Below are 25,416 nucleotides of genomic sequence, written 5' to 3' on the forward strand. Positions count from 1 at the left end.
GCCGCCCGTCGCGTGTCAGGCGCGCAGGCGCCAACCGGTGCGAAAGATCAGCCAGATCACCGCGATGCACAGGGACATGAAGGCAAGTATGGCGGCCAGGCTTGCGGCAACCGGAACATCCGACAGGCCGAAAAAGGCCCAGCGAAAACCCGAGATCAGGTAGACGACCGGATTGAACAGCGACACCGTCTGCCAGAAGGGCGGCAACATGGTGATCGAATAGAAACTGCCGCCGAGGAAGACGAGCGGCGAGATGATGAGCAGCGGCACCAGTTGCAATTGCTCGAAATTGGCTGCCCAGATGCCGATGATGAAGCCCAGCAGGGCGAAACTGACGCAGGTGGCCACGAGAAATGCCAGCGCCCAGACCGGATGGGCAACCGGCAGGGTCACGAAAAGATGCGCCGTGGCGAAGATGATAGACCCGATGATGAAGGCCTTGGTGGCAGCGGCGCCGACATAGCCGATCACGATCTCGATGAACGAGACCGGCGCGGACAGCAATTCGTAGACCGTGCCGATGAACTTCGGAAAGTAGATGCCGAAGGCAGCATTGGTGACCGATTGCGTGAGCACGGTGAGCATGATGAGGCCCGGCACGATGAAGGCACCGTAATCGACACCGTCGACCTGCTCGATGCGCGAACCGATCGCCGCGCCGAAAACAATGAAGTACAGCGCGGTGGAAAGAACCGGCGAGATGATGGATTGCAGCAGCGTGCGCGCGGTGCGCGCCATCTCGAAGCGGTAGATGGCTGCGATGGCGGTGAAATTCATGCCGTCTCCTTGACCAGGCCCACGAAGATTTCCTCCAGCGAACTCTGGCGCGTGTCCAGATCGGTCACGGTGAGGCCGGCCGTGGCAAGATCGTTGAGCAGACGGGTGACGCCGGTCTTTCCGGCCGCGCTGTCGAAGGAATAGCGGATCTTGCAGCCGTCATCGATCAGCGCCAGGTCATGGCCTGCAAGCGCTGCCGGAAGGCCCGCCAGCGGTTCTGCCAAGGTCAGCGTCAGGTCCTTGCGGCCGAGATCGCGGATCAGCGTGTCCTTGTCCTCGACGAGCAGAATCCTGCCGTCATTGATGACGCCGACGCGGTCGGCCATGGCCTCGGCCTCCTCGATATAGTGGGTGGTGAGGATGATGGTGGCGCCGTCGGCCTTCAACTGGCGGACGATGTCCCACATGCCCTTGCGCAATTCCACGTCCACCCCGGCGGTCGGCTCATCGAGGAAGATGACGCGCGGTTCATGTGACAGCGCCTTGGCGATCAGCACGCGGCGCTTCATGCCACCCGAGAGCGCCTTGGTGGGCGTATCGCGCTTGTCCCAGAGCGAGAGGCTGGTCAGCACCTTCTCGATATGGGCGTCGTCGCGCTTCTTGCCGAACAGGCCACGTGTCAGGCGGACGGTGGAAAGAACGGTCTCGAACGGCTCCAGCGCCACTTCCTGGGGCACGAGGCCGATCATCGAGCGGGCGGCGCGATAGTCCGTCCCGATATCGTGCCCGCCGACACGCACGCTGCCCGATGTCGCGGTGACGATGCCGCAGATGATGGAAATGAGCGTGGTCTTGCCGGCGCCGTTCGGTCCGAGCAGGGCCAGGATCTCGCCGTCGCGAATCGTCAGGTCCACGCCCTTGAGGGCCGCGAATCCGCCCTCATAGATCTTGGACAGGTTTTCGACTTCAACGATTGCGGTCACGGCCTGTCCCCATTTTTCACTGGTGGCAACGGGTAGCACATGGAGCGGCCGGCAGAAAGGAAAAGGGCAAGGCAGCGATGCCCTGCCCCCGGCACCGGACAATCAGAGCAGGCCGCGCCCGGCCAGATTGCGCATCAGCGCGGCCGCGCCAAATGTCCACGGGGCGCATTCGGTGGACAGGCGCACCGTGTTTTGCAGCCGCCCCAGGCCCGGACAGGCAATGGTGACGCGGTCGCCCAGCTTGTGGGTGAAGCCCTGGCCGGCATGATCGCGGTCCTCGGTCGGTGCAAACAGCGTGCCGAGGAAAAGCATGAACCCGTCGGGATACTGGTGATGCCTGCCAATGGTCTGGGCAACGAGGTTTTCCGGATCGCGGCTGATCTCGCGCATGGAAGAGTGACCGTTGAGCACGAAGCCGTCTTCCCCCTCCACCGTCAGCGTGAGTTCGGCCCTGCGCACGTCATCGAGTGAGAAGGTCTCGTCGAAAAGCCGGATCATCGGCCCGATGGCGCAGGAGGCGTTGTTGTCCTTGGCCTTGGAAAGCAGCAGGGCTGACCGGCCTTCCACGTCGCGCAGGTTCACGTCATTGCCCAGCGTGGCACCGCGAATGCGGCCCTGGCTATCGACCGCCAGCACGACTTCCGGCTCCGGATTGTTCCAGCGCGAAACCGGATGCAGCCCGACTTCGGCGCCGTGGCCGACGGAGGACAGGACCTGCGCCTTGGAAAAGACCTCGGCATCCGGGCCAATGCCGACTTCCAGATATTGCGACCAGACGCCGAGCGCAATCAGCTCCTGCTTGACCTTGGCGGCCTGTTCGGACCCGGCCTCGATATTGTCCAGCGTATCGCCGATCTTCTCGGAAATGCGGACGCGGATGGCCTGCGCCTTGTCCGGGTCGCCGGCCGCCTGCTCCTCGATCACGCGCTCGACCATGGAGCGGGCGAAGGTGACACCGCAGGCCTTGACCGGCTGCAGGTCACAGGGTGCCAGTAGCCGGGCACCATGATCGCCCAGGGCGTCCAGCGATCCGATCACCTCACCGGGTGCATCACGCACGAAACCGGCGGCATCGTCGAATTCGAGGATGTCGCGGGTGGTGGGTGCAGCGCGCGAGGTGATGTCCACCACATTGCCGTCGCGCAGGGTGACAACGGCCGGGCCGACGCCTTCACGCCAGACGCGGCCAAGCCACAAACCCTTCATTTCATTGCTGTCCAGCATGGCATCGCTCCCGGCATTTCCAGATCTTCGCAAACCGGCCGGGACGCTAGCGGCAAGTAGGCGCCGCGTCCAGTTGGACACCTGTTTTTCAAGAGGATTATCCGGAGACCGGACGCACCTGCGGCGACGCCTCACGCACCAGCGGATCGAACAGATCCGGCTTTTCCTCCAGCAGCGCGAAGAATTGCGCGCGCATGCGCGGCTCCCAGAAATCGGACAGGTGGGCGGCAATTCCCGTCACCGCTTCGTCATGGGGACGGGTGCGGAAGAACGAGGCAATCTGGTTGGCCATGCGGGCAAGCTTGTCAGGCGACATGGGGGAGCGCTCCCTCCTTGATCCTCTCGGGATGGGTGAAAATCTCGAACTCGTCGCCGCGCGCGATGGCGGCCAGCGTGATATTGGCGCGATCGGCCATTTCGACTGCCAGCAGCGTGGGGGCGGAGACGGCGACGAGAATGCCGCAACCGGCTGCGGCCGCCTTCTGGACCAGTTCTATCGACACGCGGCTGGAAGTCACGATGGCGCCCTCACCCATGCCGCCCTCGCCCGCCATGGCGCCGACCAGCTTGTCGAGCGCGTTGTGGCGGCCGACATCCTCGCGGATGGCAACAAGGCCGCGGCCGGCGACATAGTAGCCGGAGCCATGCACCGACCGCGTGGCCTGGTTGAGCGCCTGGGCGCGGGTCAGCGCTTCGCAGGCCTCGGCGACATCGTCAGGCCGGATCCGTGCGGCCGTTTCCACGACCGGCGGTTCGCGCAGTGCCGCGTCGATGCTCTCCAGCCCGCACATGCCGCAACCCACCGGCCCGGCCATGGCGCGCCGGCGCGCCGCCAGCCGGTCTTCCGCGTCGTTTGCAAGGCGCACCTGGACATCGAAGCCGCGCGCATCCTCCAGCACGGTCACCGCGTCGATCTCGTCGCCCGTGGCAATGCCTTCGGAAATGGAGAAACCGCGTGCCAGGTCTTCAAGGTCGCCGGGCGATGCCATCAGCACGGCATGGGACGTGCCATTGTAGCTGATGGCCACGGCAACCTCGGCGGCAAGGTTGCGCGATGCCGTTTCAAAACGCCCCTTGCGCCAGGCAAGGGCGGGAAAAGGCCGCGCGCCCTTCATCTTACTCGGCCGCCTCGATCCGGCGCGCGCGTCCGGCAAAGTCCTCATAGGTCCGTTGCCATTCAGTCGGACCATTGGAGGGTGCCACCTGCACTGCCGTTACCTTGTATTCCGGGCAGTTGGTCGCCCAGTCGGAATAGTCGGTGGTGATGACATTGGCCTGCGTGCCGGGATGATGGAACGTGGTGTAAACCACGCCCGGCGCCACGCGGTCGGTGATCTCGGCGCGCAGGCTGGTTTCGCCCGAACGGCTGGCCAGCTTGACCCAGTCGCCGTCCTTGATGCCGCGCTGCTCGGCGTCATGGGGATGGATTTCCAGCCGGTCCTCACCATGCCAGACGGTGTTTGCCGTGCGCCGGGTCTGTGCGCCGACATTGTACTGGCTGAGAATGCGCCCGGTGGTGAGCAGCAGCGGGAAGCGCGGGCCGGTCTTCTCGTCGGTCGCCACATAGTCGGTGCGGATGAACCGTCCCTTGCCGCGCACGAAGCCTTCCACGTGCATGACCGGCGAGCCGTCCGGCGTCTTGTCATTGCAGGGCCACTGCACCGAACCGCGCTCTTCCAGCAGGTCATAGGTGACATTGGCAAAGCTTGGCGTGGTGGCCGCGATTTCCGCCATGATCTGCGAGGGATGGGTATAGGCCCAGCCGGCCCCCATGGCATTGGCCAGCATCTGGGTCACTTCCCAGTCCGCATAGCCGTTCTTCGGCGCCATCACGCGGCGCACGCGGTTGATCCGGCGCTCGGCATTGGTGAAGGTGCCATCCTTCTCAAGGAAGGTGGAGCCGGGCAGGAAGACGTGGGCGTAATTGGCTGTCTCGTTGAGGAAGAGATCGTGGACAATGACGCATTCCATGGCGGCAAGGCCGGCGGAGACATGCTTCGTGTCCGGATCGGACTGGAGAATGTCCTCGCCCTGGATGTAGATGCCCTTGAACGTGCCTTCCACGGCGGCGTCCAGCATGTTGGGAATGCGCAGGCCCGGCTCGTCGGAAATGGGGACGTTCCACATCTCCTCGAAAAGCTGGCGCACATCGGCATTCTTCACATGGCGATAGCCCGGCAATTCATGCGGGAAGGAGCCCATGTCGCAGGAACCCTGCACGTTGTTCTGGCCGCGCAGCGGGTTCACGCCGACGCCCGGCCGGCCGATATTGCCTGTCAGCATGGCGAGATTGGCAATGCCGATGACGGTGGTGGAACCCTGGCTGTGCTCGGTGACGCCGAGGCCGTAATAGATCGCACCATTGCCGCCACGCGCATAAAGCCGTGCCGCCGCGCGCATTTCTTCGGCCGGCACGCCGGTCAGCGCTTCCACGGCTTCCGGGCTGTGGGCCGGGTCGGCGACGAATTCGGCATAATCCTGGAACTCGTCCCAGTCGCAGCGCTCGCGGATGAAGGCCTCGTCGAACAGGCCTTCGGTGACGATGACATGGGCCAGGGCCGTGACCACGGCGACATTGGTGCCGGGCTTGAGCGCCAGGTGGTGCGAAGCGCGAATATGCGGCGACTTGACGAGGTCGATGCGGCGCGGATCGATGACGATCAGCTTGGCGCCCTTGCGCAGCCGCTTCTTCAGGCGTGAAGCAAAGACCGGGTGGCCGTCGGTCGGGTTGGCCCCCATGACGATGACGACATCGGTATGCTCGACGCTGTCGAAATCCTGTGTTCCGGCCGACGTGCCGAAGGTCTGGCCGAGGCCATAGCCGGTGGGCGAATGGCAGACGCGGGCGCAGGTATCGGTGTTGTTGTTGCCGAACACGGCGCGGGCCAGCTTCTGCACCAGGAAGGTTTCCTCGTTGGTGCAGCGCGACGAGGTGATGACGCCGACGGATTCCTTGCCGTGCTTCTCCTGGAGCGCGCGCAGGCGCGAACCGGCGAAGGTCAGCGCCTCGCCCCAGGACACTTCACGCCACGGCTCGTCAATGCTGTCGCGGATCATCGGGTTGAGAATGCGGTCCTGGTGATTGGCATAGCCCCAGGCGAAGCGGCCCTTGACGCAGGAATGGCCGCGATTGGCCTTGCCATCCTTCCACGGCACCATGCGCACCAGTTCATCGCCGCGCATTTCCGCCTTGAAGGAGCAGCCGACGCCGCAATAGGCGCAGGTGGTGACCACGGAATGCTCCGGCTGGCCAATCTCGATGACGGACTTTTCCTGGAGCGTCGCTGTCGGGCAGGCCTGGACGCATGCGCCGCAGGAGACGCATTCGGATTCCAGGAAGGCTTCATGCATGCCGGCCGAAACGCGGCTGCCAAAGCCCCGGCCCTCGATCGTCAGCGCGAATGTGCCCTGCACTTCCTCGCAGGCGCGCACGCAACGCGAACAGACGATGCATTTGGACGGATCATAGGTGAAATAGGGATTGGTTTCGTCCTTGGGCATCCAGCGCATGTTGATGTCGCCGGCATTATCGCGCGCCTTGACGTGGTTGTCGCCCTCATAGCCATAGCGCACATCGCGCAGGCCGACGGCGCCCGCCATGTCCTGCAATTCGCAATCACCATTGGCCGCGCAGGTCAGGCAATCGAGCGGGTGGTCGGAGATGTAGAGCTCCATCACGCCCTTGCGAAGCTGCTTCAGGCGGCCGGTCTGGGTGTGGACCACCATGCCCTCGGTGGCCGGCAGGGTGCAGGAGGACGGCGTGCCGTTGCGCCCCTCCACCTCGACAAGGCAGAGCCGGCAGGAGCCGAAGGCATCCACCATGTCGGTGGCGCACAGTTTCGGGATCTGGATGCCGGCCTCCATGGACGCGCGCATGACGGAGGTGCCCTCGGGCACGGTGACCTCGAAGCCGTCAATGGTCAGGGTGACCTGCTTTTCAGACCTCGATTCCGGCGTTCCATAGTCGATTTCGTGGACCAGTCCCATGGCTCAGAACCTCCCGGATGTCGTTGTGCGAGGCGCGGTCATTCCGCTGCCTCCTTCATGCTTCGCGGCGAAAAATCGTCCGGAAAATGGGTCATCGCGCTCATCACCGGATAGGGCGTGAAACCGCCCAGCGCGCAAAGCGAGCCGAATTTCATCGTATTGCAAAGGTCTTCCGCCAGTTGCTTCTGCGCATCCGGCTCGATGCCGGCGGCCAGCTTGTCCAGCGTCTCGACGCCACGCACCGCGCCGATGCGGCAGGGCGTGCACTTGCCGCAGCTTTCCACGGCGCAGAACTCGAAGGCGAAACGGGCCTGTTTCAGCATGTCGGCGGTGTCATCGAAAACGACGATGCCGGCATGGCCGATCAGTCCGTCCTTCGCGGCGAAGGCCTCGTAGTCGAAAGGTGTGTCGAACAGAGCGCGCGGGAAATAGGCGCCGAGCGGACCGCCCACCTGCACCGCCTTGACCGGGCGGCCGGAAGCCGTGCCACCGGCCAGATCATCGACGATCTCGCCCAGCGTCAGGCCGAAAGCGGTCTCGAACAGGCCGCCATGCTTCACATTGCCGGCGATCTGCAACGGGATCGTGCCGCGCGACCGGCCCATGCCGAAGTCGCGGTAGAATTCCGCGCCCTTGTCCATGACAACCGGTACGGAGGCCAGCGAAATGACATTGTTGACGACGGTCGGCTTGCCGAACAGGCCCTCGATGGCGGGCAGCGGCGGCTTGGCGCGCACCACGCCGCGCTTGCCTTCCAGCGAATTGAGCAACGAGGTCTCCTCGCCACAGACATAGGCACCCGCGCCGACGCGGATCTCCATGTCGAAGGCCTTGCCGGATCCCAGCACATCCGGCCCGAGGACGCCGGCCGCGCGCGCCCGGCGCACCGCCTCGTTCATCACCTCGATGGCCTGGGGATATTCGGAGCGCAGGTAAACGAAGCCCATGGTCGCGCCGGTGGCGAGGCCGGCAATGGCCATGCCCTCGATCAGCACGAACGGGTCGCCCTCCATGATCATGCGGTCGGCGAAAGTGCCACTGTCACCCTCGTCGGCATTGCAGACGATGAATTTCCGGTCGGCAGGGGCGTCCAGCACCGTCTTCCACTTGATGCCGGTCGGGAAGCCCGCGCCACCGCGCCCGCGCAGACCGGAATCGGTGACCTGCGCGACGATGGCCGCCGGCTCCATGGCCAGGGCATTCTTCAGGCCGGCCAACCCGCCGTGGGCTTCGTAATCGGCCAACGAAAGCGGATCGGTCAGGCCGCAACGGGCAAAGGTCAGCCGCGTCTGGCCCTTGAAGAAGGGAATTTCCCCTGTCAGGCCATGGCCGAGCGGATGATCGCCGCCTTCCAGAAACCCCGCATCGAAAAGACCGGCCACGTCTTCGGCTGCAACGGGGCCATAGGCGATGCGGCCAGCCGGCGTCTCCACCTCGACCAGCGGCTCCAGCCAGACCATGCCGCGCGAACCATTGCGTACGATCTTCACGTCCGCGCCACGGGCCTTCGCTTGCGTGGCGACGGCAGCCGCGACCGCATCGGCGCCCAGCGCCAGCGCCGCGGCATCGCGGGGTACATAGACAGTCACGGTCATTGGCCGACCTCCGCGAGCAATGCATCCAATCCGGCGTCGTCGACGCGGCCGACAACCCGCCCGTCCACCATGGCCGCAGGGCCGCAGGCGCACAGGCCAAGGCAGTAGACGGCTTCCAGCGTGACCGCGCCGTCGGCGGTCGTCTCGCCGAAACCGATCTTCAGGCGCGACGCCGCGCGGCCGGCAACAGCCTCGCCGCCCGATGCCTGGCAGGCCTCGGCGCGGCAGATTTTCAGCACATGCCTGCCCGCAGGGGCCTGGCGGAAATCATGGTAGAAACTGGCGACACCGTGCACTTCCGCGCGGCTGAGGTTCAGGCGGTCGGCAATGGTGCGCAGCGATTCTTCCGGAAGATGGCCGAAGGCATGCTGTACATCGTGCAGGATCGGCAGGAGCGGACCCAGACGGCCGGCATGGCCGGCGACAATCTCGCGTGTGCGTTCCACAATATCGCTGGCCGGATCCAGGTTCGGCATCGGATTCCTCCCGTTGAGGCGACAATTGTCGCGGGATCGGCGCCGCGGATCAATAATGGCGTTCCGTCAGGCGATTTGAAAATCCTATCAATGCCAAAGTGACATGGAATGTGGGCCTGTTTGCGACATCGCGCGCTTCGGAAATGACGCGGGGCGCCGCAAGCGGGCCGCGCCGGTTCAGGCAGATTTCCTGCGCGAGCGGGCGGATGACTTGCCAGAGGATGACTTGCTGCTTGCGGATTTGGCGCCCTTGCCGGTCTTCTCCAGGCTCTGTTTCAACGCGGCCATGAGATCGACCACGTTCTCGCGTCCGCCACCGCCGCTTTCCCCGCTGTCCTTGTCCAGTTCCACGCGTCCGGTTGCCTTGCTCTTCGTCTTTCGCTCGATAAGGTCGCGCAGCGCCTCGGCATAGTTGTCACGGAAGGCGGCGGCATCGAAGGGAGCGGTCTTTCGGCCAATCAGCGTGGTGGCGACATCGAGCAGTTCGGCGTCCGCCTTCCTGTCCTCGACCTGCGAAAACATCGGGTCGGCCTCGCGAATTTCCTCGGCATAGTGGAGGGTTTCCATCAGCATGCCATCACCGCAAGGGCGCACGGCGACAAGGTATTCCCTGCCCCGCATGGTCAACTGGCCAAGGCCCGCCATGCGCGTTTCCTGCAAGGCATCGCGGATCACGCGATAGGCATCCTCGGCCAGTTCGTCGGCGGGAACCATGTAGTACGGCTTGTCGAAATAGATCGGCGGGATCTCGCAGGCCTCGACAAACTGAACCAGCTCAAGCGTCTTTTTTGTCTCCAGCCGGATCTCGCTGACATCCTCGGGATCGATCAGCAGATACTTGCCCTTGCTGTATTCGTAGCCCTTGACGATGTCCTCGCTCTTCACCGGGCCGACGCCGGAGACAACCTTCTGGTACTGGACGGGCTTGCCGCTCGGTTCATGGATCTGGCGGAAGCTGATGCGCGCGCCGGTCTTCCTGGCCGAATACAGTTCGACAGGGATCGAAACCAAGGACAGCCTCAACTGCCCTTTCCATACCGGTCGTGCTGCCATCGGATAACACCTCCCTTGCTGCGGCCAGCGCGTCCGGGGCGCTTTGCCTTGCGGTCTCAACGCCGGCGCGCCAGCGCTGTTCCCACGCCACGCGCCAGCGCTGTTCCCATTCCTGCCCTCCACGCAGCCGGAAGGCACAGGGACAGACCATGAAACAAATCGGGCGCCGGCGTGTTGGATGGCATGTGACCAACCCAGGAGAAGCGACATGAAAGAAGTCCTGATTGCCGCCCTTGCCATGCTTGCCCTTGCCGGCTGCTCCGCCACTGAACGGGGTGCCACGGTCGGCGGTGCATCCGGTGCGGCCATCGGCGCCGCCGTGAACGACGACGCGGTCGAGGGCGCCGTTGTCGGCGGCGTGGTCGGCGCGGCTGCCGGCGCGCTGATCGGACGCGCCAGCGAGCCGGGCATGTGCATTTACGAGGACCGCTACGGCCGCCGTTACCGGGCGGAATGCTGATACACTGAAACGACAATCCGGGCCGGCAAACGCGCCGGCCCGGCATCAACCTGCCGCGCCCGGCGGCCGGCCTGACGACATGAGCGATTCCCAGCCTCTTGTGACCATCATCGACGAGACCTGCGCGGCGGCGACCGGCGAATCAACGACCGTGGCCGAGGCGCTGGACGGGCTCGGCCACATGTCGCATGCGGCCCTTGTTCTGCTTCCGGCGCTGGTCGTGGTGACACCGCTCAGCGGCATCCCCGGGCTTTCCAGCCTGCTGGGAATCACCATCGGCCTCGTTTCCCTGCAGATGATCGCGGGGCGCCGGCGGCTCTGGCTGCCGAAATGGATCCTCAGGCAGGAAGTGGGAAGCCGCAAGCTCGTGAGGACGTTGCGATCGCTGAGAAAGCCGGCAGGTTTCGCGGACCGGCTGACGCGCGAGCGGCTGTCCTGGCTTGTGCGCCCGCCGGCGCGCCTGCTGCTTCAGGTGCTGTGCATGATCTGCGGCTTCGCCATGCCCTTCCTGGAGGTGATTCCCTTTTCCTCCTCGATACTGGGCGGTGCCATTGCCGCATTTGCAACGGCCATCCTGGCTCGCGACGGATTGCTCGCGGCAATCGGCCTGGTGCTGGCCGGGGCGACGGTGACGGTGGCGATCGCGGCGCTCCACTGATCGCGGAACATCACGGCACCCGAACAGGTTCGCCGGTTTCCAGCAGGAAAACCATGGAGACAACGATGAGCCAGTCCAGACGGAACCGGAGAAGCTATCGCGGCGAGGATACGCGCCAGGGCCATATCGTCCTGCGATCGGCGAAGCGGAAAATTGTCTTCATTGCCGGCCTGTCCGGCATCGTCCTGCTGGCGCTGCTGCTGGCGCTGTGAGTTCCCTGCCGGCGTTTTGCCCGCCGGCCGGAACCAGCCATGCAGGCCGGACGTTTTCTCCCGAACACCAATGGAGGTTTTTCATGCGTACCCGCACATTCATGACCGGAATGCTCGCCCTGCCCGTCAATGCCGTCCTGTTCGGCAGTTTTGCAACGCTGGTGCTGTCGATCCCGGCGCTGCGTCCCTACATGGAGTATGTCCTGCCGGCCGTGGTGGCGGCGGCATTCGCGCTCACGGTGCCTGTGGCCTGGGTGCTGGCACCAAGGCTGCGGATTCGCAACAACTATTACCCGCACCTGTTCAGCAAGGACGATTCCCGCTGATGGGCGATGATCCGCGCCATGCCCGCACGGCGCCCGGCTGGCCGCCATGACCGCCATTGATACCGATGTGGCGGTTATCGGCGCGGGCACGGCCGGTATCGTGGCGGAACGCAAGGCCCGCAGCGCGGGCGCACGCACGGTTCTCATCGATCCCGCCTTTGCCGGAACGACCTGCGCCACGGTGGGCTGCATGCCTTCAAAACTGCTCATTGCCGCGGGCAAGGCCGCGCATGGAGCATTGAGGGCACCGCTGTTCGGCATTCAGACCGACGATATCGACATCGACACGGCAGACGTGATGCAACGTCTGCATGGCGAACGCCGGCGCTTCGTCGAGGGCGTCAAAGCGGGGTTCGACGCGTTGCCCGACGGAACGGCGCTGCGGGCGCGCGCCCGGTTTCAGGGGCCGACCGAGCTGCTGCTCGACGATGGAAGACGCGTGTCGGCCCGCGCGGTGGTGATTGCCACCGGCGCCTCGCCGCGCGTTCCCGGCCCGTTCGCCGCCCTGGGCGACCTGATCCTGACCAACGAGACGCTTTTCGACCTCGACCGCCTGCCAGCCTCGGTCGGGGTGATCGGGGCGGGGCCGTTGGGTATCGAGATCGCACAGGCGCTGCACCGTCTTGGTGTGCGCGTCGCCGTCCATGACAAGGGCGAACGGCTGGCACAGATCGAAGATGACGAAATCAATGCCGCCTTCCTCGTCGCCATGCGCCGCGAATTCGCGGTCCATACGGGCGTTGACATGAGAGCAGAGCGGGCCGGCGGTGGCGTGGCCGTCATCCGGGAAAATGGTGCCAGCGAGGTTTTCGATCGGCTTCTGGTGGCCGCCGGACGTTCACCCAATGTGCAGGATCTCGGCCTTGACGCGGCGGGCCTCGTGACCGGCGAAGACGGCCTGCCGCGCTTCGATCCGCAGACACTGCAATGCGGTGACACGCCGGTCTTCATTGCCGGCGATGCCAATGGCAGCAGGCCTGTCCTGCATGAAGCAGCGGCCGAAGGCGCGACGGCCGGCATGAATGCCGCGTCCTATCCGGTGGTCAAGCCGTCATCGCGGATGACACGGCTGAACATCGTCTTTACCGATCCCAACGTCGCCATGGTCGGCCACCAGCCGGGAGAACATGCAGGAAAGACAGTCTCGGGACGCGCCCGGTTCGACAACCAGGGCCGGGCGCGGCTGGAAGGGCGAACGGCGGGCCTGAGCAAGCTCCACGCGGATGCGGCGAGCGGCCGCCTTGTCGGGGCCACGCTGTTCGGGCCGGACATGGAGCATCTGGCCCATGCGCTGGCCTGGAGCATCCAGCAGGGCGTGACGGCGCAAGGCCTGCTGTCCATGCCCTTCTACCATCCGACAGTGGAGGAAGGGCTGAAAGACGCCTTGCGGCAAATCTGCGAAGCCGTGAGTGCGCCGAGGCCGCGCGAGCGCGACGACGGCTTCCTGCCCGGCGGGTGACCGGCACGAACCCGTCACCGGGCCACGATCAGATTTCCGCCTCGGGCCTCTCGCGTCCGTGAATCCATGAGGGAACAGGTTGGGCCGCCGATTTGCCCTCGTAAAGACCGTAGCGGCCGATGGCGTCGATATAGCCGATGGTTCGCCCACAATTCGAGCAGTCGAGCCGGCAATTGTCGCTGCCATCATCGAAGGTCAGCCGGTTCCTTGAACCGCAATGGTTGCAGAGCATGTCCAGGACCCTGATTTCGTCGAATGCCATCGTGGTTCTCTCTCCTCGGTATGTCATTGCAGGTAATGGCATGCGAAGGTGGCTGCAATGGGCCGGCCGCGATCACGTTTGGCGCGCCTGCTGACATATTTGTGCGGTCGGGCCTGGGCGCCGCGCCGGCAGCAGCAGCTTCCACGGGAACAATCGATCCCTTCGCCGGTTATCCGATCGTGATGATGCGCGGCGGAAGGGGATGAGCCAGCTTTTCGGACGACATTCCAACGAGATCGCACGTCTTGTCCTGTGGGGCGGCGTGACGCTCGTCCTTGCCGTCATTTTCGTGCTGGCGGCCTTGCCACGATCGTCCCTGGTGACGGGAATGGAGCGCGACATGACCCAGCCGGTGCCGTTCAGCCACAAGCATCATGCCGGGGCGCTCGGCATCGACTGCCGCTATTGCCATACCGGCGTCGAGACCTCCGCTTTCGCCGGACTGCCTCCGACGGAAACCTGCATGACATGCCATTCGCAACTGTGGACCAATGCCGACATGCTGGAGCCGGTGCGCAGCAGCCTGGCAAACGGAACGCCGATTTCCTGGAATCGCGTGCATGACCTGCCGGACTTCGTCTATTTCAACCATGCCATCCATGTGAACAAGGGCGTGGCCTGCACCACCTGTCATGGCCCCGTCGACACGATGGCGCTGACCTGGCAGGCCAGCCCGCTGACGATGAGCTGGTGCCTGGACTGCCATCGCAATCCGGAACCCAACCTGCGTCCACGGAAGGACGTGTTCGACACCGACTGGCAGCCGCCCGCCGACATCGCGCGGCTGCGCGCCCTTCTGATGATGGAGGAAGAGATCCACCCCGAAACCATGACCGATTGCTATGTCTGCCACCGATAACCCCTGGCGCGGTCTGGACGAGCTCGATGCCGGCAAGGAGGCAGGCGGCGCAGCCTCCGTTCGCGAGCCGGAATATGGCCCGCCCCGGATCGAGCGGCGCAGCCTGCTGAAGATGATGGCGGCGACCACCGCTGCCGCCGGTCTGGGCGCATGCAGCCCGCCGGATGCCATCGTGCCCTATGTCGAACAGCCGGAGACGCTGGTGCCGGGGATCCCGGTAACCTATGCAACGACGCTTGCCAGCGGCGGCTTCGGCATCGGCGCGCTGGTGGAAGCGCATGAGGGGCGTCCGGTCAAGGTGGAAGGCAATCCGGACCACCCGTCTTCGCTGGGCGCAACGGATGCGGTGATGCAGGCGGCGGTCTGGGAACTGTTCGACCCGGACCGGTCGCGCGCGCCGGTGAAGCGTGGCGAAATGGCCGCCTTCGGTGACTTTCTCGCCGATGCGGCGCGGCTGCGGGCGCAAATGGCCACCGACCGGGGCGCTTCGACGGCACTGCTGATCGAAGCCACGACATCGCCCACCGTGCTGCGCCAGCTCGCCGGTTTGCGGGAAACCTTCCCTGCCCTGCGCATCTTCATGCACGACCCGCTGGCCGCCCAGGGCGAAAGCCAGGCGATGCGTCATCTCTTCGGCCGCGATCTTGTGGCGCTGCCCCGGCTGGACCGCGCAAGCCGCATTCTCAACCTTGACAGCGATTTTCTTGGCGAAGGCGCCGGCCGCCTGGCGCATGCGCGCGCCTTCAGTGAAAACCGGCGCGTGCGCGAGGCCGGCGACGGCATGAACCGGCTCTACATGCTGGAAACGACGCCAACCATCACGGGTGCATGCGCGGATCACCGGCAGGCCATGCGCCCTTCGAACACGGATGCCGTTGCCGCCGCCATTGCTTCGGCCCTGGCGGGCGACACGTTTTCCGACGATCTTCCGGTCGATGCGGCCTTCATCCGTATCATGGTGGAAGACCTGCGCGCCGCCGGGCGCGAGGCGCTGGTGGTGGCCGGGGCACATCAGAGCGCGTTCGTGCATGCCGTGGCCATGGGCGCGAATGCGGCGCTCGGCAGCCTTGGCCACACGGTGGACCTGATCGAGCGGCCGGGCGCCTTTTCGACCGACGGCGATCTCGGCGACCTCTGCGACACCATTCGGAATGGCGGGATCCGCACCGTTTTCGCATTTGCGCATGATCCGGTTGCCACAGCGCCCGGCGATACCGACGCGGCAGGCGCGTTTGCCAGCCTCGACACGCTCATCCACTGGGGCCTTTGTGGCAACAATACCGCCGTGCTGGCCGATTGGCACATTCCCGCCGCGCATGATCTGGAAAGCTGGGGCGACCTGCGCGGTCATGACGGCACCGCATCGCTCCAGCAACCGCTGATCCGCCCGCTTTTCGGCGGAAGGACGCTGCCGGAGATGCTGGCCACGCTTGCGCCGGAACCGGGCGGCGATTCGCGTGCCCTTGTGCGCGCGACGTGGGAGAACCTCGACGACGCGGTCTGGAAACAGGCGTTGAAGCGGGGCACCATTTCCGGCAGCGCCGCCGCACCGCTTCCCGTGAGAGGGAGGGGCCGCGATCCCTCCACCTTGCGGCAGGAGCGGCCGGCCTCCGGGCTGGACATCCGTTTCGTTGCCCATCCCTTCCTGCGCGACGGGCGCCATGCCAATTGCGCCATGCTGCAGGAACTGCCGCATCCGGTCACCAAGACCGTCTGGGGCAACGGGGTCTTTCTGGCACCGGCAACGGCGCGGTCGCTCGGCATTGCCGACGGGCAGGCAATCACGGTCTCGCATGGCGACAGGCGGCTGGCAGCGCCCGCACTCATCGTTCCGGGCCAGCCCGAGGACACGCTGACACTGACACTGGGCCAGATTCGCAGTGCCGACCAGACGGTCACCCGCGACGCGCTCGGCCATGATGCCTATCCGCTTCGCCAGGCCGGAACGCCATGGCTGGCCACCGGCGCCGCCATCGAGCCAAGCGATGGTGAAATGGATCTCGTGACCACGCAGCATCACCAGCGCATGGAAGGACGCGACATCCTGCGGACCGCGACGCTGGAGGATGTCCGCGACGGCCGCTTGCCGGAGCCGGAGCCCGAGCCGGAATCACTCTATCCCGAGTGGGACTACGAGCAGGAAGCGTGGGGCATGTCGATCGACCTGACCGCCTGCACCGGCTGCATGGCCTGCGTGAGCGCCTGCCAGGCGGAGAACAACATTCCCGCCGTCGGGCCGGAGGAATGCGCCATCGGCCACGAAATGCACTGGCTGCGCATCGACCGTTACCATACCGGGCCGCCCGAAGCGCCCGAGACCCATTTCCAGCCAGTGCCCTGCATGCATTGCGAGAAGGCGCCGTGCGAGGTGGTCTGCCCTGTCAATGCAACCGTGCATACCCATGACGGCCTGAACGCACAGGTCTACAACCGCTGCATCGGCACCCGGTACTGTTCGCAGAACTGCCCCTACAAGGTGCGCCGCTTCAACTTCCTCGGCTACCAGACGTTCGGCGACGAGGCCGACACAAGACAGGCGGGGCGAAACCCGGATGTCACCGTGCGTTCGCGCGGCGTGATGGAGAAATGCACCTATTGCGTCCAGCGCATCAGCCGGGCGCGGATCGACGCGCAGATCGACAACCGGCCGATCGCGGACGGTGAGGTGGTCACAGCCTGCCAGCAGGCCTGCCCGGCGCAGGCCATCACCTTCGGCAATCTCAATGACCCGGATGCGCAGGTCGTCGCGGACAAGGCCGCGCCGCATGACTACGCGCTGCTTGCCCATCTCGGCACACGCCCGCGCACAACCTATCTTGCCGAGATCAAGAACCCGCATCCCGACCTTGCGAAGCGGCAGGGCAAGGACATGGCCGATGGCTGAGGCGGCGGACAGGCAGGAGCGGTTTCCGGTTCTGCGCGGGCTTCATGACCGCGAGGAAATCAGCAGGCGGATCAGTTCGGTCGTTCTGGCGGGCAGGCTGCCGCGCCATTTCTGGCTGGCCTTCCTTGCCGCTTTCCTGCTCGTGCTCGTCTTGCTGCATGCCATCGTCTACCTCATCGCGACAGGTGTCGGCGCCTATGGCATCAACATTCCGGTCGCCTGGGGGACGATGATCTCCAATTTCGTCTGGTGGGTCGGCATCGGCCATGCCGGCACACTGATCTCGGCGGTACTCCTGCTGCTGCGCCAGCCCTGGCGGGCCTCGATCAACCGTTTTGCCGAGGCGATGACGCTGTTCGCAGTGGCCATGGCCGGGCTGTTTCCCATCCTCCATCTCGGGCGGCCGTGGTTTTTCTACTGGCTGTTGCCCATGCCCAATACCCACATGCACTGGCCGCAATGGCGCAGCCCGCTGGTCTGGGATTTCGCGGCCATCGCGACCTATGCGACGGTCTCGCTGCTGTTCTGGTACATGGGACTGCTGCCGGATCTCGCCATCCTTCGCGACCGGGCGAAAAGCCGCGCGGCACGCTATTTCTACGGCATCCTGGCGCTCGGCTGGCGCGGGTCCGCCTTTCACTGGGCGCGCTTCAACGCAAGCTATTTCCTGCTGGCCGCGCTGGCCACGCCGCTGGTCGTTTCCGTGCATTCGATCGTTTCCATCGACTTCACCTTCGCGATCGCGCCGGGCTATCACTCGACGATCTTCCCGCCCTATTTCGTGGCCGGCGCGCTCTATTCGGGCTTCGCCATGGTCATCACCATCGCCGTGCCGCTGCGCCACCTGTTCGACGTGAAGGATCTGATCACGCTGCGTCACATGAACAGTGCGGCGCGCATCATGATGGCGGCCGGTTTCGTGGTGGCCTATGGCTATCTCTCGGAAGCCTTCTTCGCCTGGTATTCCGGCGAGGCCTATGAGCGTACCATGATGTGGGAGCGCGCCTTCGGCCCCTATGGCTGGCTGTTCTGGATCATGCTGACCTGCAATGCGGGCGTGCTGCCGGTTCTCTGGTTCCGACGGGTCCGGCTGAACATGAAGGCGTTGTTCGCCATTTCGCTCATCGTCAATGTCGGCATGTGGCTGGAGCGCTACGTCATCGTGGTGACGGGACCGAGCCGCGGCTTCCTGCCCGCGGCATGGAACGAACGCTGGCTGACCTGGCTCGATTTCGCCATCCTGTTCGGATCCATCGGAACGTTTTTCGCGCTGGTCTTCCTGTTCGTGCGCATCCTGCCTGCCATCACGATCTTCGAGGTGGAGGAACTGGCGCATGACCGGAAGGAGGCCGCGCCATGACCTGCTTCGGGATCATTGCCTCCTTTTCCGGACCCGATCCGCTGGTCGAGGCGGTGCGCCGCCTGCGCCAGGCCGGTTACCGGCGCATGGATGCCTTCTCGCCCTTCCCCGTCGAAGGGCTTGCCGAGGCGCTGGGCATGGCGCCCACGCGGCTGCCCTATATCGTTCTCGCCGGAGCCTTGCTGGGCGCGGGCGCAACCTACGGCCTCATCCTCTATTCCGTTCTCGCCGACTACCCGATCAATGCCGGCGGGCGCGGCCTGCATTCGTGGCCGGCCTTCATCGTGCTGGCCTTCGAAGGCGGCATCCTGGGCGCGGCCCTGGCGGCCTTTTTGGGCATGCTGGCAGCAAACGGCCTGCCGCAATACTATCATCCTGCCTTCAATTCGACGCTGCTCTCGGCAGAAGCAGGGGGCAATTTCTGCATCCTGATCGAGGCCGGGGATCCGGCATTCGACCGCGAGAAGACCACCAGCCTGTTGCGCCGGATGGGTGCGCGGGAAGTGGCGGAGGTGGACCCGTGAAGGCGCCGCTTCCGCCCCTCCTCCTGTGCGCGCTTCTCGTCTCGGGCTGCGAGCAGGACATGGCCGAGGCACCGCGCCACGACCCGCTGGAGGCAAGCGACCTGTTTGCCGACGGCGCCTCTGCACGGACGCCCGTCGCGGGAACGGTTGCGCGCGATGCCGACCTTTCCCCGGTCCCGGACGCCATGCCGCAAGCCATCACACCGGAACTGCTGCGCCGGGGGCAGGAGCGCTTCGACGTATTCTGCTCGCCCTGCCATGGACGTACGGGCGAAGGCGACGGGATGATCGTCCAGCGCGGCTTTCCGAAACCGCCCAGCTATCACCGGGAAGCGCTGCGGCAGGCACCGGACCGGCATTTCTACGACGTCATCACCGACGGCTATGGCGTGATGTATTCCTATGCCTCACGCGTGCCGGCACGCGACCGCTGGGCGATCGTCGCCTATATCCGCGCCCTGCAATTTGCCCATCATGCGCCGGTGTACAGCCTGCCAGAACGGCTGCGCCATCAGCTTGGCCCGGCGGGAGACTCGTCATGAGCCGTGCGCGCCTCCTCTCCCCGGCGGCAATTGCCGCTGTTTCTTGCGGCGCGGCCGTTGCCGTGCTGGCACTCGCCCTCCCCGCCTTCGGACCCCAGGGGCTGGCAGCGGGCTGGTTCACGGCGTCGGCCTTCGTTCTCGGCCTCGCGCTCGGCGCCATGACATTGCTCTTCATCCACATCCTGACCGGCGGCGCCTGGGGCCGGGCGCTCTCACCTGCACTGCGTGCCCTGAGCGCCACGGTGCCACTGGCGCTGCTGCTTTTCGTGCCGCTGGCGGCAGGTGCCGAGGCCCTGTTCCCGTGGGCCGCGGCCGACAAGAGCGCAATGCCGGAAGCGGTGCGTCACAAGCTCGCCTATCTGAACCTGCCCTTCTTCATGCTGCGCTTCACCCTTTGTGCCCTGCTCTGGCTGGTGCTGTGCCATCTCGCGCTGGCATGGACCGCGCCCGGTGAAGCGCGACAGCGGCATCGGCACAAGGGCGGCAGTGCCGCCGCCCTGATCGCCCATGCGGTGGCGATGCTGTTTTTCACCACCGACTGGATGATGTCGCTGGAACCCGGCTTCCTGTCCACGATCCATCCGATGCTGGTCATGGCATCGCAGGCGGCATCGGCCTGTGCAGTGGCGGTGATGGTGGCGGCCTTGCGCCAGAACGTGACGCGGGAACCGGGCGGCGAAAGCCATTCCACGATGGCGCGCGACCTTGCCAACATCCTGTTCGGCTTCATGCTGATCTGGGCCTATATGGCCTATATGCAATGGCTCGTCATCTGGGCCGGCGACCTGCCGCACGAGGCGCGCTGGTATCTGCGCCGCGTCGAGGGCGGATGGCGCTATCTGCTGTGGCTGATGATCGGGATCGGCTTTGCCGTGCCTTTCGCCGGCTTCCTTTCGGCCCGCGTGAAAGGGTCGCGGCGCGGCATCACCGCGCTGGCGGCCTGCGTGCTTGCCGGACAGGCACTGGCAACATGGTGGCGCTTGCGGCCGGCATTGCCGTTGGGCCCGTCCGACGTCCATCTCGCCGATATCGCCGGCATTCTGGCCGCGGGCGGTCTCTGGGCGGGGCTGTTCACGGCCCTCCTGTTCCGATCCGCACGCCTTTCGCCTTGCCGACCGGAGGTGCGCCATGGCTGACAACGCGCGACCCCATGAAACCCGCGACGTTCGCGCAAGGCCCCTGCTTGCGTTCGCCGCCGGCCTCGTCGTCTTCCTCCTCGTGGCGCTTGTCCTGCTGCGCGTCATCTTCGGCGCGGAACCGCCATGGCAGCCGGAAGGCCGCGCAGCGCGGGGCAATGCCGCAACGCCTGCCCTGCAACATGATCCGGCCGGCGATCAAGCCGCTTTCGCCGCGCGCCAGCGGCAGGCGCTTGAACGGCTTGAGTGGGTGGACCGCAAAGCGGGCATTGCCCGCATTCCGGTGGAAGAGGCGATGAGGATCGTGGCAGAACGCGGCCTGCCGCGCCCTGGCACGCGGAACCGGGCCGGAGACGACTGCGCATTGCTGGCGGACGCCGTGCCACGGGCACCGCAGGCCGCAAAATGCCGGGAGGGCGCACCATGACCCGTGCCGCCCTCGCCCCGCTGCTGCTGCTGTTCATGCTTTCGCTCCCCGCGGGCGCGCAAGCCATTTCACGCCCCGGCTTCGATCCGTCCATCGGAAAGCGGCTGGATACCAGCCTTGTCTTCAGCGATGCGCAGGCGCGCCGCGCACCCCTTTCGCGATTCATGGGCGGCGGCCCTGCCTTCCTGATCTTCGGCTATGACCGGTGCCCCAACCTGTGCGGCGTGATGCAGCGCGGTGTCGCGGCGGACCTGACCCGATCCGGTCTCACCCCGGACACCTATCGCGTGCTTTTCGTGTCCATCGACCCTTCGGAAGACACTGCCGATGCGGTTTTCGCCAGGGATGCCATGGCCGGAGCGACGGATGCGGACGGTCTTGCGGCATGGCGCTTCCTGACCGGCGCGGCGGGGCCGGTGCTGGCGGCGCAGGCGGGAATGGATGTCACGGCACGGCCGCGCGCCGGCCAGTTCGTGCATCCGGTCGCTGTCGCCGCGCTGACGCCGGACGGGCGGATCGCACGGGCCCTGCCGGGTCTGAACGCGACGCCGCGCGACCTGCGGCTGGCCATGGCCGAGGCCTCGAAAGGCCGCCTCGGCAGCCTGGCGGACCAGGTCTTCCTGCTGTGTGCAGGCTTCGACGCGAGCAAGGGCCAGTACACGCCCGTGATATGGGCCGGCGTGCGTGCCGGAGCGCTGGGCATGCTGGCAGCCATGGCGCTGACGCTGGGCTTCCTGGTTTGGCGGAGGCGGCCATGACGTTTCGCTGGTTCCCCGAGCAGGCCTCCTCCATCGCCCCGTCAATCGACGTTCTGTTCTTCGCTCTCGTCGCCTTTTCGGGCGCGCTCGGCGTGTTCCTGTCGGCACTCGTGATCGGCTATGCCGTGCGCTACCGCGAAGGTTCGCCCGCCGACCGGTCCGGCCAGCGCAGGCGCAACATGGCCCTGGAAATCGGCTGGACCAGCGCCAGCGTGGTCATCGCCTTCATCATCTTCGCCTATGGCGCCCGCCTGTTCGTCGACCACCAGCGCCCGCCCGCAAACGCGCTGCGCATCTCCGCCATCGGCAAGCAGCGGATGTGGAAATTCCGCCATCCCGGCGGGCAGCGCGAGATCAACACGCTGCATGTGCCGCTGGGCCAGCCGGTGCAGGTGACGCTGGGCAGTCAGGACGTGATCCATTCCTTCTTCGTTCCGGCCTTCCGGGTCAAGCAGGACGCGGTGCCGGGCCGCTCCACGCGGGTCTGGTTCACGCCGACCAGGGAAGGCCGGTTTCGCCTGTTCTGCGCGGAATATTGCGGCACCCAGCATTCGGCCATGGGCGGGTGGATCGTGGTGATGAAGCCGGAGGACTTCACCGGCTGGCTGGCCCGGCAGGGGGAAAGCACCTCGCTGGCCGAACAGGGCGCGGCGCTGTTCCGCGCGCTGGGCTGTTCGGGCTGCCACGGCCCATCAGGCCAGGTTCGCGCGCCTTCGCTGGATGGCCTGTTCGGGCGCCCGGTTCCCCTGGAGAGCCGGCAGACCGTGATCGCGAACGAGGCCTATATCCGCGATTCCATCCTGATGCCGCAAAAGCAGATCGTGGCCGGCTATGCGCCGGTCATGCCCAGTTTCGACGGGCTGATCGAGGAAAGCGAATTGCAGATGCTGGTGGCATACATCCGGTCGATGGGAGGGAGCGGCGGCGATGGCGGTTGAGACAGCAGACCGGCCGCAAAGCTATTTCGCCACCGGCTGGGGCGCGCGCGCATGGCTTGCAACGACGGACCACAAGCGCGTGGCCTGGCTCTATTTCGCAGCCCTGACCTTCTTCTTCTTCATCGGCGGCGCAATGGCGGTGACGATGCGGCTGGAACTGGCCAGTCCGGCCGGCGATCTCGTCAGCGACGACATCTACAACCGCCTTTTCTCCATTCACGGCATCATCATGATCTGGTTCTTCCTGGTGCCGTCCATTCCGGCGACGCTGGGCAATTTCCTGCTGCCGCTGATGCTGGGCGCCCGCGACCTGGCCTTCCCGCGGCTCAACCTGGCGAGCTGGTACGTCTTCATGGCCGGCAGCCTGTTCGCGCTGTTCGCCGTGGTTGCCGGCGGGGTGGACACGGGGTGGACGTTCTACACGCCGCTGTCCAGCCTGACCAATTCCCATGTCAGCGCCGCCGCCTTCGGGGTGTTCATCGTCGGCTTTTCCTCGATCATGACCGGCATCAACTTCATCGTCACCATTCACAAGCTGCGCGCGCCGGGGCTGACATGGTTCCGCCTGCCGATCTTCGTCTGGACCATGTATGCAACGAGCCTTGTGATGGTGCTGGCAACGCCGGTTCTGGCCGCAACGCTGATCCTGATCGTGCTGGAGAGGGTGATCGGCATCGGCGTGTTCGATCCGCAGCTCGGCGGCGACCCGCTGCTGTTCCAGCATCTCTTCTGGTTCTATTCCCACCCGGCCGTCTACATCATGATCCTGCCCGGCATGGGCGTGGTGTCGGAACTCATCCCCTGCTTCAGCCGCCGGCCGCTGTTCGGCTACAAGGCCGTGGCACTGTCGAGCATGGCAATTGCCGTCTTCGGCTTTCTGGTCTGGGGCCACCACATGTTCGTCAGCGGCCAATCGGCCTATGCCGGCATCGTCTTCTCCTTCCTGTCCTATTGCGTGGCCATTCCCTCGGCCATCAAGGTCTTCAACTGGAGCCTGACCCTGCGCAAGGGCCATGTGCGCTTTCCCGCGCCGATGCTCTACGCGCTCGGTTTCCTGGGGCTGTTCACCTTCGGCGGGCTGGCCGGCCTGTTCGTCGCCGCCATCGCGGTGGATGTTCACCTGCACGACACCTATTTCGTGGTCGCCCATTTCCACTACATCATGGTCGGCGGCATGGTCTCGGCCTTCATGGGCGGGCTGCATTTCTGGTGGCCGAAGATGACCGGCCGGATGTATCCGGAACTGTGGGGGCAGATCGCCGCCGCCATGACCTTCATCGGCTTCAACCTCACCTTCTTTCCGCAATACATTCTCGGCTATCTCGGCATGCCGAGGCGCTACCATGCCTATCCGCCGGAATTCGCCTTCTGGAACGTGCTGTCCTCGGCCGGTGCCGTCATCCTGGCCGCCGGCTACCTGCTGCCGCTCGGCTATCTCACATGGTCGCTGTTCCGCGGCGAGCGTGCCGGCGCCAATCCGTGGGCCGCCAGCGGCCTTGAATGGCAGACGCCCTCGCCGCCGCCGCCGCACAATTTCGAGGAAACGCCGGAGGCGACCGGGCCTGTCTACGACTATCCGCCGCCGGAGGGTGAGCGATGAACCCGTCCGTCTCCAGCGAAGCCTTCCGGTCAGCCGAACGCGAACGCCAGGCGGACGCCTTCGGCATGTGGATCTTCATCGCCTCGGAAGCCATGCTGTTCGGCGCGGTGCTGCTGGTCTATCTCGTCGCGCGGCTGGCGCACGGCGAGGCCTTTGCCGAGGCGGCCGGGCACCTCTCGCTGCCGCTCGGCACCGTCAACACGGCCGTCCTGATCGCCAGCAGCTTCTTCATGGCGCTGGCGCACATCTTCACCGCGGGACACAAGGGCCGGCCTGCCGCCTGGTCGCTGATCGTCACAGCCATTCTGGGCACTGCCTTCCTTGCCATCAAGGCAAGCGAATATGCGATGGAACATGCCGAGGGGCTGGCGCCGGTGTTTGGCGCGCCCTTCCGCTATCACGGGCCGGCGCCCGCGCAGGCCGAACTGTTCTTCAACCTCTACTTCGCCATGACCGGCCTGCATGCCCTGCACCTGCTGTCCGGCATCCTGGCCGTGCTTGTCATCCTCCTTCTGTGGCGATCCTCCGACAATGCCCGGCGCATGCGGCGGGTGCAGGCCATCGGCCTCTACTGGCACTTCATCGACATCGTCTGGGTGTTTCTTTTCCCCGTGCTCTACCTGATCGACCGATGAGCGAGATCGGCAAATCCGTTCTGGCCCTGCTCTGTCTGCTGGTCCTGCTGGCAGCAACGGTGATGCTTTCATTCATCGAGCTCGGTGCCTTCAACCCGGTGCTCAACCTGGCGATCGCGGCGGCCAAGGCGGTCATCATCGCCATGGTCTTCATGCATCTGGCCGGGCCGGGCCTGCTGCCGCGGCTCGCGGCCACGGCCGTGCTGCTCTGGCTCGGCATTCTCTACGGATTGACGCTGATCGGCTGAAACGCGGGAAAAGACACGAAAGCGGCTTGCGCCGGCGGCCGGAACCAAAGCACCATTGCAGCGGTTGGCATTGCGAGGGAAAAGAGGAGCAAG

At 65.5% G+C, this 25,416-nt stretch carries 27 protein-coding genes; 17 read left to right on the forward strand and 10 right to left on the reverse strand.

Annotated features, from left to right (window positions below):
* Nucleotides 1-15: 15 nt before the first annotated feature.
* The 9 genes from R3D65_RS03685 to R3D65_RS03725 form a co-directional block, all read right to left on the reverse strand.
* A complete protein-coding gene (locus R3D65_RS03685; RefSeq protein WP_371273882.1) occupies nucleotides 16-777 on the reverse strand; it encodes an ABC transporter permease in 762 nt (253 codons plus the stop codon).
* Nucleotides 774-1,700 carry an ABC transporter ATP-binding protein gene (locus tag R3D65_RS03690; protein ID WP_371273883.1) on the reverse strand — a complete coding sequence of 309 codons (927 nt, stop codon included), beginning with the start codon at nucleotides 1,698-1,700 and terminating at the stop codon, nucleotides 774-776. The genes R3D65_RS03685 and R3D65_RS03690 overlap by 4 nt, the downstream gene beginning before the upstream one ends.
* 102 nt (nucleotides 1,701-1,802) lie before the next feature.
* Nucleotides 1,803-2,924 carry a fumarylacetoacetate hydrolase family protein gene (locus tag R3D65_RS03695; RefSeq protein WP_371273884.1) on the reverse strand — a complete coding sequence of 374 codons (1,122 nt, stop codon included), beginning with the start codon at nucleotides 2,922-2,924 and terminating at the stop codon, nucleotides 1,803-1,805.
* A gap of 97 nt (nucleotides 2,925-3,021) precedes the next feature.
* Nucleotides 3,022-3,240: a formate dehydrogenase subunit delta gene (locus R3D65_RS03700; protein ID WP_371273885.1), complete on the reverse strand. Its 219-nt coding sequence runs from the start codon at nucleotides 3,238-3,240 to the stop codon at nucleotides 3,022-3,024.
* On the reverse strand, nucleotides 3,230-4,039 hold the full coding sequence (gene fdhD, locus R3D65_RS03705; protein ID WP_371273886.1) for a formate dehydrogenase accessory sulfurtransferase FdhD: 810 nt from the start codon (nucleotides 4,037-4,039) through the stop codon (nucleotides 3,230-3,232). Before fdhD ends, R3D65_RS03700 begins: the two co-directional genes overlap by 11 nt.
* Before the next feature lies 1 nt (nucleotide 4,040).
* The gene (gene fdhF, locus R3D65_RS03710) at nucleotides 4,041-6,911 is read right to left on the reverse strand and encodes a formate dehydrogenase subunit alpha (protein ID WP_371273887.1); all 2,871 of its coding nucleotides are present in this window, start codon (nucleotides 6,909-6,911) and stop codon (nucleotides 4,041-4,043) included.
* A 38-nt stretch (nucleotides 6,912-6,949) separates the two neighbouring features.
* Nucleotides 6,950-8,506, reverse strand: a complete 1,557-nt coding sequence (locus tag R3D65_RS03715) for a formate dehydrogenase beta subunit (RefSeq protein ID WP_371273888.1) — start codon at nucleotides 8,504-8,506, stop codon at nucleotides 6,950-6,952.
* Nucleotides 8,503-8,982, reverse strand: coding sequence for a formate dehydrogenase subunit gamma (locus R3D65_RS03720; protein ID WP_371273889.1), 480 nt, complete (start codon nucleotides 8,980-8,982; stop codon nucleotides 8,503-8,505). Before R3D65_RS03720 ends, R3D65_RS03715 begins: the two co-directional genes overlap by 4 nt.
* A gap of 177 nt (nucleotides 8,983-9,159) precedes the next feature.
* Complete coding sequence (locus R3D65_RS03725; protein ID WP_371273890.1) at nucleotides 9,160-10,035, reverse strand: Ku protein; 876 nt, start codon at nucleotides 10,033-10,035, stop codon at nucleotides 9,160-9,162.
* Nucleotides 10,036-10,243: 208 nt separating this feature from the next.
* Between R3D65_RS03725 and R3D65_RS03730 the strand changes: the two genes are divergently transcribed.
* The 5 genes from R3D65_RS03730 to R3D65_RS03750 all read left to right on the forward strand — a co-directional run bounded on the left by R3D65_RS03730 (nucleotide 10,244) and on the right by R3D65_RS03750 (nucleotide 13,150).
* Entirely contained in the window at nucleotides 10,244-10,495 is a 252-nt protein-coding gene (locus R3D65_RS03730; RefSeq protein ID WP_371273891.1) for a glycine zipper domain-containing protein, read from the forward strand.
* Between the two features lie 79 nt (nucleotides 10,496-10,574).
* Nucleotides 10,575-11,153 carry an exopolysaccharide biosynthesis protein gene (locus R3D65_RS03735; protein ID WP_371273892.1) on the forward strand — a complete coding sequence of 193 codons (579 nt, stop codon included), beginning with the start codon at nucleotides 10,575-10,577 and terminating at the stop codon, nucleotides 11,151-11,153.
* Between the two features lie 65 nt (nucleotides 11,154-11,218).
* A complete protein-coding gene (locus R3D65_RS03740) occupies nucleotides 11,219-11,365 on the forward strand; it encodes a peptide ABC transporter permease (protein ID WP_371273893.1) in 147 nt (48 codons plus the stop codon).
* 83 nt (nucleotides 11,366-11,448) lie between these two features.
* Nucleotides 11,449-11,691, forward strand: coding sequence for a hypothetical protein (locus R3D65_RS03745; protein WP_371273894.1), 243 nt, complete (start codon nucleotides 11,449-11,451; stop codon nucleotides 11,689-11,691).
* 46 nt (nucleotides 11,692-11,737) lie between these two features.
* Nucleotides 11,738-13,150 carry a dihydrolipoyl dehydrogenase gene (locus tag R3D65_RS03750; protein WP_371273895.1) on the forward strand — a complete coding sequence of 471 codons (1,413 nt, stop codon included), beginning with the start codon at nucleotides 11,738-11,740 and terminating at the stop codon, nucleotides 13,148-13,150.
* 28 nt (nucleotides 13,151-13,178) lie between these two features.
* Here R3D65_RS03750 and R3D65_RS03755 read toward each other — a convergent pair whose 3' ends face one another.
* Nucleotides 13,179-13,412 (reverse strand): hypothetical protein, encoded by a 234-nt coding sequence (locus tag R3D65_RS03755; RefSeq protein WP_371273896.1) that lies wholly within the window; start codon nucleotides 13,410-13,412, stop codon nucleotides 13,179-13,181.
* Nucleotides 13,413-13,614: 202 nt separating this feature from the next.
* On the opposite strand from R3D65_RS03755, the gene R3D65_RS03760 reads away from it, so the two are divergent.
* Genes R3D65_RS03760 through R3D65_RS03815 form a run of 12 tightly spaced genes read left to right on the forward strand, consistent with a single transcriptional unit; the run spans nucleotide 13,615 to nucleotide 25,323 of the window.
* Nucleotides 13,615-14,271: a cytochrome c3 family protein gene (locus R3D65_RS03760; protein WP_371273897.1), complete on the forward strand. Its 657-nt coding sequence runs from the start codon at nucleotides 13,615-13,617 to the stop codon at nucleotides 14,269-14,271.
* Complete coding sequence (locus tag R3D65_RS03765; protein ID WP_371273898.1) at nucleotides 14,255-17,155, forward strand: 4Fe-4S dicluster domain-containing protein; 2,901 nt, start codon at nucleotides 14,255-14,257, stop codon at nucleotides 17,153-17,155. The genes R3D65_RS03760 and R3D65_RS03765 overlap by 17 nt, the downstream gene beginning before the upstream one ends.
* Nucleotides 17,148-18,515: an NrfD/PsrC family molybdoenzyme membrane anchor subunit gene (gene nrfD, locus R3D65_RS03770; RefSeq protein WP_371273899.1), complete on the forward strand. Its 1,368-nt coding sequence runs from the start codon at nucleotides 17,148-17,150 to the stop codon at nucleotides 18,513-18,515. The genes R3D65_RS03765 and nrfD overlap by 8 nt, the downstream gene beginning before the upstream one ends.
* Nucleotides 18,512-19,039: a DUF3341 domain-containing protein gene (locus R3D65_RS03775; protein WP_371273900.1), complete on the forward strand. Its 528-nt coding sequence runs from the start codon at nucleotides 18,512-18,514 to the stop codon at nucleotides 19,037-19,039. Before nrfD ends, R3D65_RS03775 begins: the two co-directional genes overlap by 4 nt.
* Nucleotides 19,036-19,581 (forward strand): cytochrome c, encoded by a 546-nt coding sequence (locus R3D65_RS03780; protein ID WP_371273901.1) that lies wholly within the window; start codon nucleotides 19,036-19,038, stop codon nucleotides 19,579-19,581. The genes R3D65_RS03775 and R3D65_RS03780 overlap by 4 nt, the downstream gene beginning before the upstream one ends.
* Nucleotides 19,578-20,717: a hypothetical protein gene (locus R3D65_RS03785; RefSeq protein ID WP_371273902.1), complete on the forward strand. Its 1,140-nt coding sequence runs from the start codon at nucleotides 19,578-19,580 to the stop codon at nucleotides 20,715-20,717. Before R3D65_RS03780 ends, R3D65_RS03785 begins: the two co-directional genes overlap by 4 nt.
* Nucleotides 20,710-21,144 (forward strand): hypothetical protein, encoded by a 435-nt coding sequence (locus R3D65_RS03790; RefSeq protein ID WP_371273903.1) that lies wholly within the window; start codon nucleotides 20,710-20,712, stop codon nucleotides 21,142-21,144. The genes R3D65_RS03785 and R3D65_RS03790 overlap by 8 nt, the downstream gene beginning before the upstream one ends.
* Nucleotides 21,141-21,902 carry an SCO family protein gene (locus R3D65_RS03795; RefSeq protein ID WP_371273904.1) on the forward strand — a complete coding sequence of 254 codons (762 nt, stop codon included), beginning with the start codon at nucleotides 21,141-21,143 and terminating at the stop codon, nucleotides 21,900-21,902. The genes R3D65_RS03790 and R3D65_RS03795 overlap by 4 nt, the downstream gene beginning before the upstream one ends.
* A complete protein-coding gene (gene coxB, locus R3D65_RS03800) occupies nucleotides 21,899-22,840 on the forward strand; it encodes a cytochrome c oxidase subunit II (RefSeq protein ID WP_371273905.1) in 942 nt (313 codons plus the stop codon). Before R3D65_RS03795 ends, coxB begins: the two co-directional genes overlap by 4 nt.
* On the forward strand, nucleotides 22,830-24,440 hold the full coding sequence (gene ctaD, locus R3D65_RS03805; protein ID WP_371273906.1) for a cytochrome c oxidase subunit I: 1,611 nt from the start codon (nucleotides 22,830-22,832) through the stop codon (nucleotides 24,438-24,440). The genes coxB and ctaD overlap by 11 nt, the downstream gene beginning before the upstream one ends.
* Nucleotides 24,437-25,075 carry a cytochrome c oxidase subunit 3 gene (locus R3D65_RS03810; protein ID WP_371273907.1) on the forward strand — a complete coding sequence of 213 codons (639 nt, stop codon included), beginning with the start codon at nucleotides 24,437-24,439 and terminating at the stop codon, nucleotides 25,073-25,075. Before ctaD ends, R3D65_RS03810 begins: the two co-directional genes overlap by 4 nt.
* Nucleotides 25,072-25,323, forward strand: coding sequence for a cytochrome C oxidase subunit IV family protein (locus R3D65_RS03815; protein WP_371273908.1), 252 nt, complete (start codon nucleotides 25,072-25,074; stop codon nucleotides 25,321-25,323). Before R3D65_RS03810 ends, R3D65_RS03815 begins: the two co-directional genes overlap by 4 nt.
* Nucleotides 25,324-25,416 lie beyond the last annotated feature (93 nt).

Origin of the sequence: Zhengella sp. (assembly GCF_041397485.1) — a bacterium.
In the GTDB taxonomy this organism is placed as follows: domain Bacteria; phylum Pseudomonadota; class Alphaproteobacteria; order Rhizobiales; family Rhizobiaceae; genus Zhengella.

What these genes read in the sequence shown, in the direction of transcription:
- R3D65_RS03815 (WP_371273908.1), top strand. Translation starts at nt 25,072, where the DNA reads ATGAGCGAGATCGGCAAATCCGTTCTGGCCCTGCTCTGTCTGCTGGTC.
- R3D65_RS03790 (WP_371273903.1), top strand. Translation starts at nt 20,710, where the DNA reads ATGGCTGACAACGCGCGACCCCATGAAACCCGCGACGTTCGCGCAAGG.
- R3D65_RS03740 (WP_371273893.1), top strand. Translation starts at nt 11,219, where the DNA reads ATGAGCCAGTCCAGACGGAACCGGAGAAGCTATCGCGGCGAGGATACG.
- R3D65_RS03775 (WP_371273900.1), top strand. Translation starts at nt 18,512, where the DNA reads ATGACCTGCTTCGGGATCATTGCCTCCTTTTCCGGACCCGATCCGCTG.
- R3D65_RS03720 (WP_371273889.1), bottom strand. Translation starts at nt 8,982, where the DNA reads ATGCCGAACCTGGATCCGGCCAGCGATATTGTGGAACGCACACGCGAG.
- R3D65_RS03810 (WP_371273907.1), top strand. Translation starts at nt 24,437, where the DNA reads ATGAACCCGTCCGTCTCCAGCGAAGCCTTCCGGTCAGCCGAACGCGAA.
- R3D65_RS03730 (WP_371273891.1), top strand. Translation starts at nt 10,244, where the DNA reads ATGAAAGAAGTCCTGATTGCCGCCCTTGCCATGCTTGCCCTTGCCGGC.
- R3D65_RS03685 (WP_371273882.1), bottom strand. Translation starts at nt 777, where the DNA reads ATGAATTTCACCGCCATCGCAGCCATCTACCGCTTCGAGATGGCGCGC.
- R3D65_RS03725 (WP_371273890.1), bottom strand. Translation starts at nt 10,035, where the DNA reads ATGGCAGCACGACCGGTATGGAAAGGGCAGTTGAGGCTGTCCTTGGTT.
- ctaD (WP_371273906.1), top strand. Translation starts at nt 22,830, where the DNA reads ATGGCGGTTGAGACAGCAGACCGGCCGCAAAGCTATTTCGCCACCGGC.
- nrfD (WP_371273899.1), top strand. Translation starts at nt 17,148, where the DNA reads ATGGCTGAGGCGGCGGACAGGCAGGAGCGGTTTCCGGTTCTGCGCGGG.
- R3D65_RS03715 (WP_371273888.1), bottom strand. Translation starts at nt 8,506, where the DNA reads ATGACCGTGACTGTCTATGTACCCCGCGATGCCGCGGCGCTGGCGCTG.
- R3D65_RS03750 (WP_371273895.1), top strand. Translation starts at nt 11,738, where the DNA reads ATGACCGCCATTGATACCGATGTGGCGGTTATCGGCGCGGGCACGGCC.
- R3D65_RS03695 (WP_371273884.1), bottom strand. Translation starts at nt 2,924, where the DNA reads ATGCTGGACAGCAATGAAATGAAGGGTTTGTGGCTTGGCCGCGTCTGG.
- R3D65_RS03745 (WP_371273894.1), top strand. Translation starts at nt 11,449, where the DNA reads ATGCGTACCCGCACATTCATGACCGGAATGCTCGCCCTGCCCGTCAAT.
- R3D65_RS03785 (WP_371273902.1), top strand. Translation starts at nt 19,578, where the DNA reads ATGAGCCGTGCGCGCCTCCTCTCCCCGGCGGCAATTGCCGCTGTTTCT.
- R3D65_RS03735 (WP_371273892.1), top strand. Translation starts at nt 10,575, where the DNA reads ATGAGCGATTCCCAGCCTCTTGTGACCATCATCGACGAGACCTGCGCG.
- coxB (WP_371273905.1), top strand. Translation starts at nt 21,899, where the DNA reads ATGACGTTTCGCTGGTTCCCCGAGCAGGCCTCCTCCATCGCCCCGTCA.
- fdhF (WP_371273887.1), bottom strand. Translation starts at nt 6,911, where the DNA reads ATGGGACTGGTCCACGAAATCGACTATGGAACGCCGGAATCGAGGTCT.
- R3D65_RS03700 (WP_371273885.1), bottom strand. Translation starts at nt 3,240, where the DNA reads ATGTCGCCTGACAAGCTTGCCCGCATGGCCAACCAGATTGCCTCGTTC.
- R3D65_RS03765 (WP_371273898.1), top strand. Translation starts at nt 14,255, where the DNA reads ATGTCTGCCACCGATAACCCCTGGCGCGGTCTGGACGAGCTCGATGCC.
- fdhD (WP_371273886.1), bottom strand. Translation starts at nt 4,039, where the DNA reads ATGAAGGGCGCGCGGCCTTTTCCCGCCCTTGCCTGGCGCAAGGGGCGT.
- R3D65_RS03795 (WP_371273904.1), top strand. Translation starts at nt 21,141, where the DNA reads ATGACCCGTGCCGCCCTCGCCCCGCTGCTGCTGCTGTTCATGCTTTCG.
- R3D65_RS03755 (WP_371273896.1), bottom strand. Translation starts at nt 13,412, where the DNA reads ATGGCATTCGACGAAATCAGGGTCCTGGACATGCTCTGCAACCATTGC.
- R3D65_RS03760 (WP_371273897.1), top strand. Translation starts at nt 13,615, where the DNA reads ATGAGCCAGCTTTTCGGACGACATTCCAACGAGATCGCACGTCTTGTC.